Origin of the sequence: Novilysobacter antarcticus, assembly GCF_019802285.1 — a bacterium.
Taxonomy (GTDB): domain Bacteria; phylum Pseudomonadota; class Gammaproteobacteria; order Xanthomonadales; family Xanthomonadaceae; genus Novilysobacter; species Novilysobacter antarcticus.
Window position 1 is genome coordinate 361,834 of sequence record NZ_JAIEUJ010000001.1, and the last position, 16,207, is coordinate 378,040.

The window sequence follows — 16,207 nt, forward strand, 5'->3', positions numbered from 1 at the left end:
CACGCTATTTTCGCATGAACCGATGCGCGGGTGGCGCGGGGACCGGCCGAAGTCGCCCTGCGATTGCCTACCTGTCGCCCGCCGGGGCTTCAGCACGGATCGTTTCCGGATCACGCCCCCAGCGCGAGCGTTCCAGCCACCAGCAGGCTGATGTCAAAGCCAGCCATGCCAAAAACCACGGCCAGCGGGGCCCGGGTGATGAGGATTGGTGCTGCTCAGGGAAGCCCGTGGAATGTGACGGCGCACCCGCTGCAAGGATCCGGGTCGCTTCCCGCAATGCGTGGGCGGTCATTGCCGGGGTTTGCTCTGCAGGCGGAATCAGGAAAAGCTGCGACTGTCCACGGTCGCGCAACTGGTGCCAGCCCGGGACGCTTGCCCAGAAGCCTGCGCAGCCGGGTGCGCTGCTGGCCGGATCGACATGCAGCGTGATCGACTCACCTGCAGGCGACACCACGAGTCCGCCGTCACCAACGCCGCAGATCACGCTCCGCTGGTGCGGCGCAGCGACCTCGATGGTGATCGGCGATGCGGTGTCGGCGCTGGCGCGCGCGAGGGTGGTGAAGGCCCGGCTCCAGATCTCGCCATGCACGTCGTCGCGCCCGGCCAGGACCAGGCGGTAGCTGTCGACCAGAGGCGTTACGCCGACGCGGCCGCGACCATGGGCCACCCAGAACCCCAGCGGCTGCCCGGCGCCGTCAGCAAGCAGCGCGATACCGTCAGCAGCCGTCACGCTCATGCCGCGGGTGAGGGTCGGCAGCGCGTCGGCGGAATCGCCTGATCCGACCAACCCTCCGCCAAGCCGGATCTCGCGGTCGGGGTTGGTGCGGGCGACGTTGAAGCCAAGTGCCGCCAGTTGCTGGCGGCTGCCATCGCCCACGGGTCCAGCCATCCGCAGCAATAGGCCCAGGCCGCGGTCGAGCGCGGCTGCGAGTACGCCACGTTGAGCGTGGGTGAGCGCGCCCCAGCTGCGGTCGTCGAGCACGAGCAAGTCGAATTGGTCAAGCGTTGTCGCATCGAATCGGCTGGGCGGGGTGCCGAGCTGCGTGCCGGCGCCCAGGCTGATGCGGGTATCGAGTTCGACGCCGGCATCGAGGGCCCAGCGGCGCAGGTACTTGAGTTCCGGCGAGGGCCCACCGGCCAGGATGAGGACCTTCAACACGCGCGCTGGCGTGACCTCGAGCGGTACTGGCACCTCGTCGATCGCGTTACCGTCCGGATCCAGCACCAGCAGGCGATACAGCGTCAAACCGGCGCTGCGTGCGCTCCCGTGCAGGGTGAACTGGCCGTCGTCGTCAAGCACACGGCTATCCATTAGGCGATCGGCCGGGTCGCGCAGCTCGACTGATCCGCCAGCGAGCGCTTCGGCCCGCCCGCTGACGGAGAAGCGCCGGCCAGCGGACACCCGATCAGGCGATTGCACTTCGATCAGGCCCGGTGCCTGCGGTGCTTCGCGAAAGTCGATTTCGCGGTCCCGGGCGGCCTCCCGGTCGCGCGCGACGAGGCCGGCGCCTACCACCTGGAGGCGCTGGGTCGCCGGGTACTTTCGCAATGCGCTGGCGAGGTCCGGAAAGCGCTCGGCGTCGGCGGGCAAGTCTGTGCCTGCTTCGGGCAACGCCACCCGGCGGTCGCCGACTGCCCCGGGCGCTGGGACCTGTTCGGCGTGGGCAGTCAGGACGACCAGCGTTCCCGCCTCATGTGGAACGGGCGGCGGAAACAATAAAAAGTAGAGCAGCCCAGCGCAGGCCAGTTGCGCCAGCAACAGCACCGTCGTGCGCAACGCATGGGGTCGCGATGCCACCGGCTGTCGTATCCGGACCCACATGGCGCGAGCGCTGCCGAGCAGCACCGCGAGTGCGAGTATTCCGATCACCAACAGCGGCGGGTTCATCGCCGGAGCTCCCGTTGCAGTGCGTCGAGATACGCGTCGCCGGCGTCACCCGCCGACGGCCGGTCGGTTGCTGCCGCCGGTGGTCGTGCGACCAGCGGCCACAAGGCGCTCCGCAAGCGTGCGCGGCACTCCCGACAATCCGGGTCACGTCGCACTTCGGCGATTGCCGCCGCCAGCTGCAAGGGGTCGGCGGCGTCCAGATCCTGCGAGTTGACCCAGCGTGCCAATTTCTCCAGATCAAGATCCGGATTCGTGGCACCCGGCGTCGGCGCCAGCGCGCGCCAGGTATCGACCGCGGTCGGATCGACCGCCGTTGCCTCGTGCAGCGGGTCGCGGCGACTGGCAATGCCGCTTCGGTCACCGCTCAGACGCCGGCCAAGATCGATTGGCGGCACCTGGCTGCCCACGCGTGGCAGGTAGATGCGCTCGGCTTCCTGCACCTGTTTGATGAGCGCCAATGCCCGATGCGCGTACGGCAATGCACGGTCGGGCTGGCCCTGACGCAGCTTGAGTTCCGACTGCCACATCTCGTTGAGCGCGGATCGCAATAGTTCGCGCGTTGCCGGATCCAGCAGCGTTGCAGCCTCCGCATGGTCGTGGGTGTGGCCGAACTGTTCGAGCACGGCGGTTTCCTCGCCGAAGGTCGCCTGGCGCTGGATGCCCTCGGCGTGGTCGTGGCCGTTTCCGTCCTCCGTTGCCTGCTCATCGGTCCGCGCGGGTGTGGTTACCGGCGCCTCGGAGGCGACTTCGATCGGCAGGTCGGTCTGGTGGACGTCCTGGGCGTCGTTGGTGGGCAACAGGTGCGGCGTCCCCCCGGTTTCCTCGCCAAGAAACTGTCCGTAGCGCAGGCGAAGCAACCGCTGGTCCACCCCGATGCTGTCGGATCGCTGGAGATAGACATCCTCTGCCAGCCGTGGCTTTTCCTTCAGCAGCGCCTCGGCATCAATGATGATCTGACGCTGGCTGCGGAAGTAGGCAGGCATGACGCGCTTGACCTGGCCGTCCAGGTCGGCCGACTCGACCACGGGAGGGGTCGGCCAGCGCAGGATGAAACTGGGGCTGACAACAGTGTTGGGCGAGGGTGTCCGCCGGTCGCTGACGCTGAGCCGCGCGATCAGGTCCTCGCCGGCGACCATGCCCAAAGGAGCGAGTGCGATCTGGTGGGCATAGCGCATCTGCCCGGGGCTGCCTCGACCGTGCAAGGTGATCACCTGCTGCCGGGTGGTGATGTTTTCGCCACTGCCGACGGTCCGGGTAATGCTCAGTTCCGCGGTGGGAGACAATCCGTAGTCATCGCTGGCTTCGAATTCGAGCGACCAGTGCCTCTGGCCTGACACTGCCATCGTCAGGGTTTGCAGCGGCTTCAGCACGCGCAACTCGGGTGGTTTGTCGAGGACCACATCGATCCGGTTCTCGCCCGCCTGTGCCGTCGGCAGCGGGTGCTCCAGCTGCAGGTGGTAGAGGGTAGGGCGATCAATGCGGCGGCGGCCGACCCAGGCATCCCCGTCGCGCTCCAGGGCGAGGCGCTCGCCGTCGTGGAAAACCAGTTCGACCTGCTCGGGCATTGGCGCGAAGTGCAATGTCCATTGCAGGACGGAGCCTTCGGGCACCGTCGCTTCGAGCGTGTCGATGCTGCTTTCCGGGAGGCCGGTGTAGGAGGGCGGTTGGATGTCGATGCGAAGCGCGTTCAGTTGCGCGGGGCGGTCGGGGGTGGCGCGTTCCGGGCCGGCAATGCTGGCGGGTGAAGCTTTCTGCTGCGGCTCCGGATAAAACACGATCGCGCATGCGAGCGCGGCGGCGAGCGTGCCCAGGAGCAGCAGACGGCGGTGTCGCCAGGGCGCCCGCAGGTCGATCTGCGGGCCGTCCTGCACCCGTTGTCGCAATCGCTGCTGTTGCAAATACTCCAAGGGATTGGTTGAGGGGCGGTGCGAAAACAACAGGTCCGCGCTGTCGTCCATGTCGCGCCGCCGTGCGTTGAGCGTCCGCGCCAGCCAGCGGTCATCGAACGCGCGTCCCACCTGCCAGACATGCCAGACCGCAACGAGCGCGATCGCGACGAACACCAGGATCGACCAAGCCGCAGCATTGGCCCGCCAGGCCATGACGACTGCAACCAGCAGCCACGGCAGCGCCAACAGCGCGGCCTGGATGCGCGCGCGCCGGGCCGCAGCCTCGCGTGCGCGGCGCAGACGGGTGTCGGCCGTGCTCATGCGGTTGTCCTGCGACGTGGTCCATTGGCCATCCATCGCTCGACAAGGAACAGCAGCGCGACGAGCCCGGCCAGCAGCGGCGCGAGCGGCCGGGGCGCATCCGGAGTCGGCGTCGCGCCGACACGGGGCGCGTGGGCACTGGCATCCACATGGGTCGGCGGTGGGGGCGTTTCGGCAAACAGAGCCGCCAGCTGAGCAGGGAACGCGGGCTCCAGCAGGATGGGCATCTCAGCCGGAGTGAGCTTGTGCTCCAGGCGCATCAGACGGCCACGTCCCAGACGGGTCCCGCGCGTGAGCGGGCCGGTAGCGTCGCGCCAAATGACCGGAGCACCCTCCACTTCCGGGGCGATGGTGCCGGCTGCTAGCAGCGCATTCCCGCCTGCGGCAACCCACCGGTGCACCGCGTCAGGCAACGGGCCGGGGACCAGCCAAGCCAGATGGCGCCCATCGAGGGGAGTGGATGCAACCGCGACGGCCACCGCTGGGTCGGGGTCGGAGCCATCCGCTGAGTCGCCGCCGCGCGAGACCTGCCACGCCGCACCGGCGGCCCGCACGTACTCGAGTCCTTCCGGGTGCTCAGGCGCGTAGCGGACCATCAGTGTGGGAATGGCCGGCTGAGCCTCATCCGTGTCCGACTCGATGGAAGTCGGTCCTGCCCCTGCCACGACGCGCCAGTGGACCTCGCGGCTGAGGACGGGGCGTTCCGCATCGGCGCCGGTGATCACCGGTGGCACCAGCACGGTCAGCGGCGTTCCGGCGGGCAGGGCTGAATCAAACTCGCGCAACAGGCTGGACAACGATGCCGTTTCCTGGCGCAGGAGCGCCGGCGCATCGGCACCGGTTTGCTCGATGGTCGGGAAACCCGGCGCAAGCCACTGCCACCGTGCGTCAGCCAGACCCCCGTCGGGGCGAAACGAAGCGACGTCGACACCGGGGGCCACCAGCACACGGGGCGTGCGGTCCGGACGTCCGAACAGCACCGGCTCGGCAATCAACAAGGCGATCACCACGAGCATCAGCAGGCGCAGCAGCAACAGGGGGATCTCATCGAGGCGGTGCTTGCGTCGGGGCTGCGGCTTTGCCTGCAACCAGCGCAGGGCGGCGAACACCACCACACGCTGTTCGCTGCGCCGGGCCAGGTGCACCAGCAGTGGCACCACAAGTGACGCCAACGCGGCCAGCCCCAGTGGCAGCATGACCGACAGCGTCATGCCACGGGGCCCGCGGTGAACAGACGCCGAAGCGGCAAGTCGAGTGGTTCGTCGAGCACGTACTCGACATGGCGGATACCGCTGGCGGCGAGGCGTTTGGCCAGGTCGGAACGCGCGGCGGTGAAGCGGGCGATGAAGCCATCGCGCACGGCAGCACCGTCGGCGATCAGTTCTTCACCGCTTTCCGGATCGCGGAAAAGATGGCCGCCGTGGAACGGGAAGTCACGCTCCTCGGTGGTGAGGATCTGCAGGTTCAGTACTTCGCGTCGGGCCGCGGCAAGGCGCTCAGCCAGGCGCACGACCTCTTCGTCAAAGGTGTCGCCCAGGAACACGACCACGCTGCGTGCGCGCACGTGTTCCCATACCGGCCGCAGTCGCGCCTCGTCCGGCCAGGTGCCGGCTGCAGCCAGCGTGTGGAGCTCCAGCAGGCAGCGATCGCGGTGGCGCGCGCCGGTGCCGAGAGGGGAAATCCGCAACCCGGCGCCACCGATCATGGCCAGGCCGAAGCGGTCGCCCTGGCGGATTGCGACCTCGATCAGGCACGCGGCCAGCGTGCGCGCCGCGTCGAGGCGCGACCAGCCCGGGCGCGCAGCATCCTCCTGCGACATCGAGGCGCTGGTGTCGATGAGAATCCACAGCTCGAGCGGGCTGTCACGCTCGGACTCGCGAACAAAGAAGCGGTCTGAGCGGGCATAGAGCTTCCAGTCGACCTGGCGCAGTTCGTCACCGGGTTCGTACGCCCGGTACTGGGAGAACTCCAACCCTGCCCCACGGTTCTGGCTCTGATGGAGCCCGAAGCCCTGTGCACCTGCTGCCTGGCGCGCTGAGAGCTGGATGCCTTTCAGGCGCGCCCGCAATTGCGGTGGAATCAGGTCGGGCACGGCGGCAGGTGACTGGGCCACGGGGTCGCGACTCAGCGCGGCGACAGCGGTACGGCTCTCAACAGGGCGGCGATGACGTCATCGGTGCTTTTCTGTTCGGCCTCGGCAGTGAATGACAACATCAGGCGATGGCGCAGGACCGGCGCGGCCAGCGCAAGCACGTCCTCACGGGTGGCGGCCAGCCGCCCATGCAGCAAGGCGCGGGCCTTGGACGCAAGCACCAGCGATTGTCCGGCGCGTGGGCCCGCACCCCATTTCACCCACGCGCGTACTTCGGCCGGAGCACCGTCATCGGGGCGGGTGGCGCGAACCAGGCGGATGATCCAATCGAGCAGTTCGTCACCCAGATGGACCTCGCGAACCCGGGCCTGCAATGCCAGGATCGCATCGCCGCCCATCACCCGAGGCACCTCTGCCAGGTGCGTGCCGGTGGTCTGGATGAGGATGTCGCGCTCCTCCGACTCGGTGGGGTAGGCGACCCGCACGTGCAGCAGGAAGCGATCAAGCTGGGCCTCCGGCAGCGGATAGGTCCCGGATTGTTCGATCGGGTTCTGGGTCGCGAGCACGAAGAACGGTGAAGGCAACGCATGGGTGACGCCCGCATAGGTAACGGTCCGTTCCTGCATCGCCTCCAGCAGCGCAGCCTGGGTTTTGGGCGGCGTGCGGTTGAGTTCGTCGGCCAGTAGCAGGCTGGTGAAGACGGGTCCGCGCTGGAACTTGAAGCTGCGATGGCCGGTGCCGTGGTCCTCCTCGAGGATCTCGGTGCCAATGATGTCGCTGGGCATCAGGTCCGGGGTGAACTGGATGCGGCGGAAGGGCAGGTCGAGCGCCTGTCCCAGCGAACGCACCAACAGCGTCTTGCCCAGCCCGGGCACGCCCTCGAGCAGGCAGTGGCCACTGGCGAGTAATCCGATCAGCAATTGTTCGACCACCTCATCCTGTCCCACGATCGCCTTGGCGATGGCGTCGCGCAGGGTGTCCAGCTGTGCCAGCTCGGACTGGATGTCGTTTTCGGATGGGGCGCTGTTCATGGGGATCCTGTGGGTTCAGGCGGTCAATGCGTAGACCACGATATTGACCGCAAGCCGCGTGTTGTCTTCCGCCAGAAAACGCTTGTTGCGCCAGTCGTAGTCCCACTCGCAGCCGTAGTCCTTGTTGCTGTAAAGCACACCGAGGCGGCCGTTGATCTCAATGCCCTTGAGATAGTCGTGGACCAGGTCGTCGCCCCATCCGTTGAGCTCGAACGTCGTGGCCGGCGGGCCGTCCTTGAACATGAAGAAACTGCGGTAGAGCGCGTGGTTGTTCGGCAGCTTCTTCATCGCGGTCTTGCCGAAGATCGACGCCATCTGCCCTTCGAATGACCTGGCGAACAGGCCGTCGATGTCGTGGTTGCAGTCATCGACGAACACGAACCCGCCGTTGCGCACGTAGTGCTCGAAGTTGCGGCGTTCGGCCGGATTGAACTCGACCAGCTTGTGCCCGGCGAGGTAGCAGAACGGAGCCATCAGCATTTTCGGGTCGGCCAGATCGAGCACGTGTTCCTTCGGGTCGACCCGAAGGCTGGTGTAGTCGATCAGCGAGGTCAGCACGTTGGCCGGCATCCGCTCGTCCACGTCCCAGTCACCGGATTCGTAGCGCAGGCGCGTGAACCAGAAGTCGTAATTTGTGCTCTGCGCGCGGGTGGCGAACGGAAGCGGACCGAGCAGGGCGCCAGCCGCGGCCGCCCCGAACAGGCGCAGGAACTTCCTGCGCTCAGCGACGCTGCTCATCCCGCGATCACAAACGGCCACGCACCGCGAGCACCGCCTAGACCGCGTCCGACAGCGAGGTGAAGGTGAAATCGCGCAGCTTCATCGGCGGGATCATCATCACCATGTCCGACTCATCCCCGGCTACGCGGACCGGTCGGCCAAGCTCGTCGATGTTGTTGAGCATGATCACCGGCGACTCGTTGAAGCGGAAGTTCTTGACCGGGTATTTGATCTCCCCGTTCTCGATATAGAACGTTCCGTCGCGGGTCAGCCCGGTCAACAGCACGGTCTGCGGATCGACCATGCGGATGTACCAGGTCCGGGTGACCAGAATGCCGCGCTGCGTTTCCCGCACCAGATCGCCGGTCGATTTGGTCCCACCGGCCACAAGCAGGTTGCCGGGCCGGCCGACCGCACGCTTGCCTTGCTGCTGGGCCCAGAACCGCGAGTACTGCAGGTTGGCGATCTTGCCATCCTTGACCAGGGCCATCTTCTCGCGCGGCAGGCCCTCGTCGTCCCAGGGCAGGACCGCCGCTTCGGGATGCCACGGATCGGCGCTGATATTCACACGGGGGTCGTACACCTGTTCGCCAAGCTTGTTGCCGCCGCCCTTCTTGGACAGGAAGCTGCGGCCCTCGTCGGCCTGGCGTGCATCGAAGAAGCGCATCATGAACGACACCAGGCCGGCGGCAGCGGCCGGTTCCAGGATCACCGTGTACTTGCCCGGCTCCAACGCCTTGGCGCCGGCGGAGCTGCGCGCCTTGCGGATCGCGGTCTGGATGTCGTTGCCAACGTTGAAGTCGCTCACGTCGGCCAGGTTGCGTCCGACCCAGCCCGAACCGGTGCCGTCCTCGGTACGCACGGTGCAGGTGTAATCCATCGCGGCGGACTTCTGGTACGCGAAATTACCATTGCTGTTGGCGATCGCGGAGAAGCGCTGTCCGTCGTCGAGGAAGCCGGCGGCAACCAGATTCTCCGCCTTGCTTGGCGCGATCGAGTCAGCCGCGACCTTGGCCCGGTACTCGGGAGTGATCGCAGCGGTAGCAGCGTTGAAGGTCGGGCTGGGCGTGTAGTTCTGCTTGCTGACAGCGGGCACAAACTCGGGGTTCTCCGGTGCCAGCTTGGCCAGCTCCTCCGCGCGCTGCACGACCCGCTGCAGCGCCGCGTCATCAAACTCGTTGATCGTCGCGGTGCCGACCCGCTTGCCGAACGCCACCTGCACCCCGAGCTCGGTGTTGCTGACCACGCCGCTGGTGGAGATATTGTTCAGCGCGAAGCGGACGTTGCCGTCGATCGCGCCGGTCAGCGTCGCCGTGCACTCGTCGGCCGTCGACAAGGCGATAACCTTGTCGAGGATCGCCTTGGCTTCCTGTTCGGTGAACATACCCATCTGTGCAACTCCTGATTGGTGCGTGCCTGGCCGGTCAGCCGAGGTTGCGTGCTGTGTTGATGACGTTGATGCCGTCGAAGCGGGTGGTGCTGGATCCGTGTGAGACCGCGGAAACCTGTGACGGCTGGCCCTTGCCGTCGAAGAACGATCCGCCAAGGCGGTAGTCGCGCTGATCGCATATGGCCGAGCAGGCGTTCCAGAATTCCGGGGTGCGGATCTGGTACGCGACGTCCTCGATCATGTTGGTGACCTCGCCGTTCTTGATCTCGTAGAACAGCTGACCGCCAAACTGGGCGTTATAGCGCTGCTGGTCGATCGAGTAGGAACCACGGCCAAAAATGTAGATGCCGTCGTCGATGTCCTTGACCATCTGCGCCGGCGACAGCGCCGACTTGCCGGCCGCCAGCGAGACGTTGGGCATGCGCTGGAACTGCACGCTCGACCACGAGTCCGCATACGAACAGCCCTGGGAGTGCGCTTCGTCGATGATGTGGGCCTGGTCGCGGGTGGCCTGGTAATTCACCAGTACGCCGTCCTCGACCAGGTTCCAGCGCTTGGCCGCCACGCCCTCGTCATCGAAGCCGATTGCGCCCAGCGAGTGCGGCTGGGTCCGGTCGGCGATGAACGTCACCTTGTCGCTGCCGTAGCGGTAATCACCCGAGCGCCACTTGTCGAGCGTGGCGAAGCTGGTGCCGGCGTAGTTGGCCTCGTAGCCGAGCACGCGGTCCAGCTCGAGCGGATGACCGACCGATTCATGGATGGTGAGGAACAGGTTGCTGGGGTCGAGGACCAGGTCGTATTTGCCGGGTTTCATCGACGGCGCCTTGAGCTTCGCCCTGGCGTCGCGCGCCGCAGCAGCGGCATCGGCGACGATGTCGTAGGAGTCCGAGTACATCACCACGCCGCCGGGCAACTCGAAGCGGTGCTGCGGTTTCGGGTCGAGGAACTCGTACCCCATCCCCATCGGCGATGACAGGCCGTCGCGGCTGCGGAACTTGCCGCTGGCCTTGTCGATCGCGGTGACGGTGAACGGGGTCCAGATGCGATGGATGTCCTGGTCGATATAGGACCCATCGGTGGAAGCAAAGTACTTCTGCTCGTTGACCTGGAACATCCGCGACGCGACAAAGCTGGCTCCGGCGGCGGTCGCCGCGGCATTGGCCGACATAAGCAGCTCGATCTTGTCCTTGATCGGCACTTCCATCGCGTTGCGCTGGATGGGCGTCGCCCAGGTCACCTCGCCGACGCCGCGGGCCGGGGCCAGTTGGACGGGTTCGGTGATCGTCCCGGAATTGGCCTTCGCAATCGCGAGCGCCTGCCGCGTCGCCTCGGCTACCGCATCGTCGCCGAGCTGGTTGGTGGCGGCAAACCCCCAGGCGCCGTTGGCCAGCACGCGGACACCGACACCCGTTGATTCGGTATTGACGACGTTTTCGACCTTGTCTTCCCGGGTGGTGATGAACTGGCGCAGGTAGCGTCCGATGCGCACGTCGCAATAAGTCGCACCACCGGCTCTGGCGGTATCGAGCGCGGTATCGGCCAGACGCTTCTTCAAGACGGCATCGATGCGGGTGATCAGCTCCTCCGCGGCGATCGCGCGGCCGAATGCGGGCAACAACAGCAGCCCAATCCCTGCGCTGGAGGCCTTGAGGAAATCGCGGCGGTCCATCATCTCCCGTGTCCTGCCATCAACCCAGATTGCGGGCGGTGTTGATCACGTTGACGCCGTTGAAGCGAGCCGTGCTCGACCCGTGCGACACCGTCGACACCTGCGATGGCTGGCCCTTGCCGTCGAAGAACGAGCCACCGAAGCGGTAGTCGCTCTTGTCGCAGACCGCCGCGCAGGAATTCCAGAACTCCGGCGTCTGGATCTGGTAGGCGACGTCCTCGATCATCCCGGTGATCTTTCCGTCCTCGATTTGGTAGAACAGCTGGCCGCCGAACTGCGCGTTGTAGCGTTGCTGGTCGATCGAGAAGGAGCCGTCGCCGATGATGTAGATGCCTTTCTCGACATCCTTGATCATGTCGGCGACGCTGAGTTTCGCGTTGCCCGGGGCCATGGATACGTTGGGCATGCGCTGGAACTGCACGCTCGACCACGAGTCCGCGTAGGAACACCCGTGCGAGGCATTCTCGCCAAGGAGGTGTACCTGATCGCGGGTCGCCTGCAGATTCACCAGCTTGCCGTCCTTGATCAGGTCCCAACGCCGGGTCTTCACTCCCTCGTCGTCGTAGCCGACCGCGCCGAGGCTTCCGGCCTGGGTCTTGTCGGCGAAGATATTGACCTGCTCGCTGCCGTACTGGAACCGGTCCCTGACCTTGTCCAGCGTGACAAAGCTGGTGCCTGCGTAGTTGGCTTCATAACCAAGGACGCGGTCCAGCTCCAGCGGATGGCCGATCGATTCATGGATGGTCAGCCAGGTGTGCGATGGATCGAGCACCAGATCGTATTTGCCGGGCTTGACCGAAGGCGCCTTGAGCTTCTCCAGGGTCTGCTTGGCGGCAGCGACGGCGTCGGCGCGCATGTCGTAGGACTGGCCGTAGGCGGTGACGCCGTTTGGCAGCACGAAGCGGCCCGCTGCGTCCCCGTCGAGGTACTCGAACCCCATGCCCATGGGCGCCGACAGCCCAGCACGGGTGCGGAACTTGCCGCTGGCCTTGTCGATCGCGGTGACCGTCATCGGCGCCCAGATGCGATGCACGTCCTGATCGATGTAGGAGCCATCGGTCGAGGCAAAATATTTCTGCTCGTTCACCAGGAACAGCATCGAGTTGACGAAGCTTGCACCGGCTCCGATCGCGTCGGCGTTGACGCCAAGCAGGAGATCGGCCTTTTCCTTGACCGGCACCGCCATCGCGTTCTTGCGGATTGGCGTCTTCCAGCTCACCTCACCCAGGCCCGGCGTGGCCGCCAGTTCAACCGGTGCCGTCTGTCGCTTCGCATTTGCCTTGGCGATGGCTGTCGCCTGCCTGGCCGCCTCGGCGACGCCCGCCGCGCCCATGTCGTTGGTGGCGGCGAAACCCCAGGCGCCATTGGCGATGACACGCACGCCGATGCCGGTGGATTCGGTATTGACCACGTTCTGGACCTTGTCCTCGCGCGTGATCACGAACTGGCGAAGGTAGCGACCTATGCGGACGTCGCAGTACGACGCGCCGCTGTCGGTGGCCGCCTGCAGTGCCGTGTCGGCGAGCGATTTCTTCATCGCCACGTCGAGTGCGGGATCCAGAAGTGCTTCCGCCGCGATGGCGTGACCCCAACCGGGTATCGCAAGACCGGCGAAGCCGAGGCTGCTGAGAGTGAGAAACTGCCGTCTATCCATCGTTCATGCGCCACTGGTGTGCTCGACCGGCTTTGACGTACCCAAAGCGTTGGAGACAGGAGGGAGAACCGCGTGAATCGACTCTGGTGATCGCTCCGGAAGGCGTCAAGTGACCTTCGGCACATCCTGTGCGGCAGATAAGCCCACGACGCGACTTGCCCTGATGAGGCAAACAAACCAGCGCCATTCGGACAGGAAATCGGGAGAACCGCAAAGCAAAAAGCCCTGCGCCAGTGGCAGGGCCCTTTACCGTTTCGGATGCTATCCGGACTGCTTCATGGTGGAGCGGAGGGGGATCGAACCCCTGACCTCCACGATGCGAACGTGGCGCTCTCCCAGCTGAGCTACCGCCCCATGAAAGCGGAGCCAAGTCTAACGGGGCGACGACGCCAGCGCTAGTGTTTTGCTTCCAGCAATGGTGTCAGCACTGGTTCCAGCGCTTCCTGCCGCCAGCCGGCGAGAGCATCAGGCCACTCACCGTGGTCAAGCAGGCTTTCCAGGTGCTTGCGCGATGCGAGCACGCCGGCAGACAGATCCAACCGCTCGCTCACCGCAGCGACCGCGTCCTGCAGGGCGCGCAAGCGGGCTTTGTCGCGTTTCTCCGCGAGCCGGGCATCGGGCGCGCCGCCTTCGTCGTCAACAGGGGTGCGCAATGCATTCCAGATGACGTCGGTCAGTTTGCGCGGTGCCTTGGGTTGGCCGTCGAGCAACCCCTGCAGCGCCGCAGCGTCGGCGGGCTTTTCCCGCGCGATCAGCAATGCCAGCTCATTGTCCAGGATCCAGCCACGGGGACGGTCGGTCTGGCGGGCATAGCGGTCGCGCCAGCGCAGCAGCCGGATAGCGCTGCGCTGGGCATCCGGATCAAGGAACTGCGCACCGCGCAGCGACAGGTGTGGCCAGCGTTCCAGCCCGTCCGCATCGGCGTTGGCGAGGGTGCGCTCCGCGTCCGCGGCGAGCCACTCACTGCGGCCCTGCTTGTGCAACATGCTGTCCAGCACGTCGTGCAGCTCGAACAGATGGCGAACGTCGTCGGCGGCGTATTCCAGTTGCGATGCCGACAGCGGACGACGCAACCAGTCCGAGCGCGTTTCGCCCTTGGCCAGTGGTACGCCGGTGATGCTTTCCACCAGCTTCTGGTACCCCATGCCGCCTCCCACGCCGGTCAGTGAAGCCGCCAGCTGGGTGTCGAAAAGCGGCCGCGGCAACGTATCGCACGCATGCTTGAATGCCACCAGGTCCTCGCTGGGGCTGTGCATGATCTTCAGGATCGCTGTATCGGCGAGGATCGAGGCGAGCGCTTCGTTGATGCCCGATGCCAGGCTGTCGACCAGCAGGATCTCGAGCCGGCCGTCGCGCTCCAGCGCGATCTGCACCAGAGCCAGCTTCGGCCAATAGGTGCGTTCGCGGATGAATTCGGTATCCACCCCGATCCTGCGGGGTCCGTGGGCTAGCCGGGCGCGGAGCTGCTCCGGGGCGTCGATCCAGACGGGGGAGGAGGAGGTGGGAGGGCGGTTGGAATTCGGTGATTCTGTCACGTGGAGTAAGCCGGAGACGGGAGTTGCCGCAAGCGGCGACAATAGCCTACTTTCAGCGTGCCTTTACGGCGCGTCCACAGCGACAGCCGACAGGCGAGGAGGACGATTGCGCAACCCAGTGCCAGCGGTGTCGTCGCGCGCGAAGGGCCTGAAGGCTGGCCTCGCAGTGAAGGCGCTGTTGCTTGCGGCAGTCCTGATCAGCTCGGGATGCTCCCGCTCCGGTGATGGTGCTGCGGTCGACGACGCTGCTCCGAACGGGTCGGCTGCAACGGCGCCCGTGGTCACCATCGGCCCGGACGAAGCGCTACCCGAAGCGGTCGTGTGGGAAGCGCCCGCCATCGATGTGGATGAAGGCAACACCGACGAGCTGAAAGAGAAGGCTCGCGAAGCGCTCGACGAGGGCCGTCTGTTCGGGGGCGATGGCGACGCGGTCCCGCTCTACCTTGCGCTGCGCCAGACGGCACCGGACGATCCGGAAATCCGCCAGGGACTCGGTGATGCGCTGGATGCCCTGATCGCCCGCGCGGGCGAGGCGCTTGCAGCAGTCGAAGACGACCCATCGGGCTTGCGGCAGGCGCAGGAGGTGGGCTCGGTTGTCCGCGTCGTGGCTCCGCAAGACCCCCGCGTCATTGCCTACCTGGATGAGCTGCAGACGGTCGAGCGCGCGCAGGAGGCCAGCCTGCGCGGCGAGCGGGCACTGAATCAGGATGACATCGGCGAAGTCGGCGACGGCGGCGCGATCGGCTGGTTCCTCCAGTCACTGGAGATTCGCCCGGGCAACGCGCGGGCCATGCAAGGGCTGGCCGCCGCAGAGAGCGCCCTCATCCGGCGCGCCGAAAAGGCTGCCGAGGCCGACGATTACGAGCAGGCCGACAGCTGGCTCGACAAGGCCGCGGACGTGCGCCCGGACGCGGGCACCGTGGACCGGGCGCGGTCACAGATCGCACGCGTGCGGCTTGCGCGCATCGGCAGCCTGCGTGACCAGGGCATTGCCGCACTGAGCGTCGAGGGTGGTGTGGATGTTGCGCGCGGCCACTTGGCGAACCTGCTGCGCATCGCCCCGGAGGCCAATCCCGCCGCCATCGAGCTGCGCGAGCGCATTGAGCTTGCCAGCCACTACGGACTTTTCCGGCCGGGCCAGGTGTTTACCGAGGCGCTCCGGCTAGGTGGTCGTGGACCGGCCATGGTGGTGATTCCGCACGGTGGGTTCCGCATGGGCGCCAGTGATTCCGACGCGGATGCGACGGACGCCGAGCGCCCTTCTCGGACTATCCGCTTTGACCGCGGCCTCGCGGTCGCCCAGCACGAAGTGACTGTGGCCGAGTTCCGACGCTTCATTACCGCCACCGGTTACACCACGCGCGCCGCGCGGCGCGGATATTCCACCATCTACGACGAACGCAGCGGCAATCTCGTTCGCCGCAACGGCGTCGACTGGCGCCACGACTACACCGGCAAACCCGCCGCGGACGAGTTGCCGGTGCTCCACGTTGGTGCCCGTGATGCCGACGCCTATGCCGAATGGCTCGCCGAGCAGACCGGGCAGCGTTACCGCCTGCCGAGCGAGGCCGAGTTCGAGTACATGCTGCGTGCCGGCAACCCGGGTCCGTACCCCTGGGGTGAGGGTGCGCCGCCGCCGGGCAGCGGCAATTACACCGGCGCGCTGGACGAGTCGCCCAGCGGTCGACATTGGCGCAATGCGTTTGAAGGTTACGGTGATGGTGCCTGGGGGCCGGCGCCTGCAGCCAGCTTCGCGCCCAATGGGTTCGGTCTTTTCGATGTGGCAGGCAATGTCAGTGAGTGGGTTGGCGACTGTTGGCACGGCAGCTACCGTCGCGCGCCCGCTTCGGGCAAGGCGTGGGTCAACCCGGGCTGTCGTGAGCGCGTGGTGCGTGGTGGCTCGTGGGCGAGCTCGCCCGAACAGACCCGTTCGACATGGCGGCTGGGCAGTGACGCGAACACCACAAATGCGCGCGTAGGCTTCCGCGTGGTGCGCGAGATCTGAGCCGGCAGCACCC

11 protein-coding genes and 1 tRNA gene are annotated in these 16,207 nt (G+C 66.4%); 1 reads left to right on the top strand and 11 read right to left on the bottom strand.

Translation table 11 applies throughout. From position 1 onward, the window contains the following. Window positions 1–67 precede the first annotated feature (67 nt). The 11 genes from KZ491_RS01780 to rnd all read right to left on the bottom strand — a co-directional run bounded on the left by KZ491_RS01780 (window position 68) and on the right by rnd (window position 14,189). The gene (locus KZ491_RS01780) at window positions 68–1,888 is read right to left on the bottom strand and encodes a hypothetical protein (RefSeq protein WP_222564149.1); all 1,821 of its coding nucleotides are present in this window, start codon (window positions 1,886–1,888) and stop codon (window positions 68–70) included. Next, window positions 1,885–4,098, bottom strand: a complete 2,214-nt coding sequence (locus tag KZ491_RS01785; RefSeq protein WP_222564150.1) for a DUF4175 domain-containing protein — start codon at window positions 4,096–4,098, stop codon at window positions 1,885–1,887. The genes KZ491_RS01780 and KZ491_RS01785 overlap by 4 nt, the downstream gene beginning before the upstream one ends. Continuing rightward, window positions 4,095–5,309, bottom strand: a complete 1,215-nt coding sequence (locus tag KZ491_RS01790; protein WP_222564151.1) for a BatA domain-containing protein — start codon at window positions 5,307–5,309, stop codon at window positions 4,095–4,097. The genes KZ491_RS01785 and KZ491_RS01790 overlap by 4 nt, the downstream gene beginning before the upstream one ends. Then, window positions 5,306–6,211 carry a DUF58 domain-containing protein gene (locus KZ491_RS01795; RefSeq protein WP_343225509.1) on the bottom strand — a complete coding sequence of 302 codons (906 nt, stop codon included), beginning with the start codon at window positions 6,209–6,211 and terminating at the stop codon, window positions 5,306–5,308. The genes KZ491_RS01790 and KZ491_RS01795 overlap by 4 nt, the downstream gene beginning before the upstream one ends. A gap of 11 nt (window positions 6,212–6,222) precedes the next feature. After that, window positions 6,223–7,221: an AAA family ATPase gene (locus tag KZ491_RS01800; protein ID WP_222564152.1), complete on the bottom strand. Its 999-nt coding sequence runs from the start codon at window positions 7,219–7,221 to the stop codon at window positions 6,223–6,225. A 15-nt stretch (window positions 7,222–7,236) separates the two neighbouring features. After that, window positions 7,237–7,959, bottom strand: a complete 723-nt coding sequence (locus KZ491_RS01805; protein WP_222564153.1) for a DUF4159 domain-containing protein — start codon at window positions 7,957–7,959, stop codon at window positions 7,237–7,239. A gap of 37 nt (window positions 7,960–7,996) precedes the next feature. Continuing rightward, a complete protein-coding gene (locus tag KZ491_RS01810; RefSeq protein ID WP_222564154.1) occupies window positions 7,997–9,331 on the bottom strand; it encodes a TldD/PmbA family protein in 1,335 nt (444 codons plus the stop codon). Between the two features lie 34 nt (window positions 9,332–9,365). Beyond that, window positions 9,366–11,000, bottom strand: coding sequence for a TldD/PmbA family protein (locus KZ491_RS01815; protein WP_222564697.1), 1,635 nt, complete (start codon window positions 10,998–11,000; stop codon window positions 9,366–9,368). A 19-nt stretch (window positions 11,001–11,019) separates the two neighbouring features. Continuing rightward, on the bottom strand, window positions 11,020–12,654 hold the full coding sequence (locus tag KZ491_RS01820) for a TldD/PmbA family protein (protein WP_222564155.1): 1,635 nt from the start codon (window positions 12,652–12,654) through the stop codon (window positions 11,020–11,022). A gap of 278 nt (window positions 12,655–12,932) precedes the next feature. Continuing rightward, window positions 12,933–13,008 (bottom strand) — tRNA-Ala (locus KZ491_RS01825). Between the two features lie 41 nt (window positions 13,009–13,049). Continuing rightward, window positions 13,050–14,189, bottom strand: coding sequence for a ribonuclease D (rnd, locus tag KZ491_RS01830; RefSeq protein ID WP_425493068.1), 1,140 nt, complete (start codon window positions 14,187–14,189; stop codon window positions 13,050–13,052). Window positions 14,190–14,295: 106 nt separating this feature from the next. On the opposite strand from rnd, the gene KZ491_RS01835 reads away from it, so the two are divergent. Further along, a complete protein-coding gene (locus KZ491_RS01835; RefSeq protein WP_246606456.1) occupies window positions 14,296–16,194 on the top strand; it encodes a formylglycine-generating enzyme family protein in 1,899 nt (632 codons plus the stop codon). Window positions 16,195–16,207 lie beyond the last annotated feature (13 nt).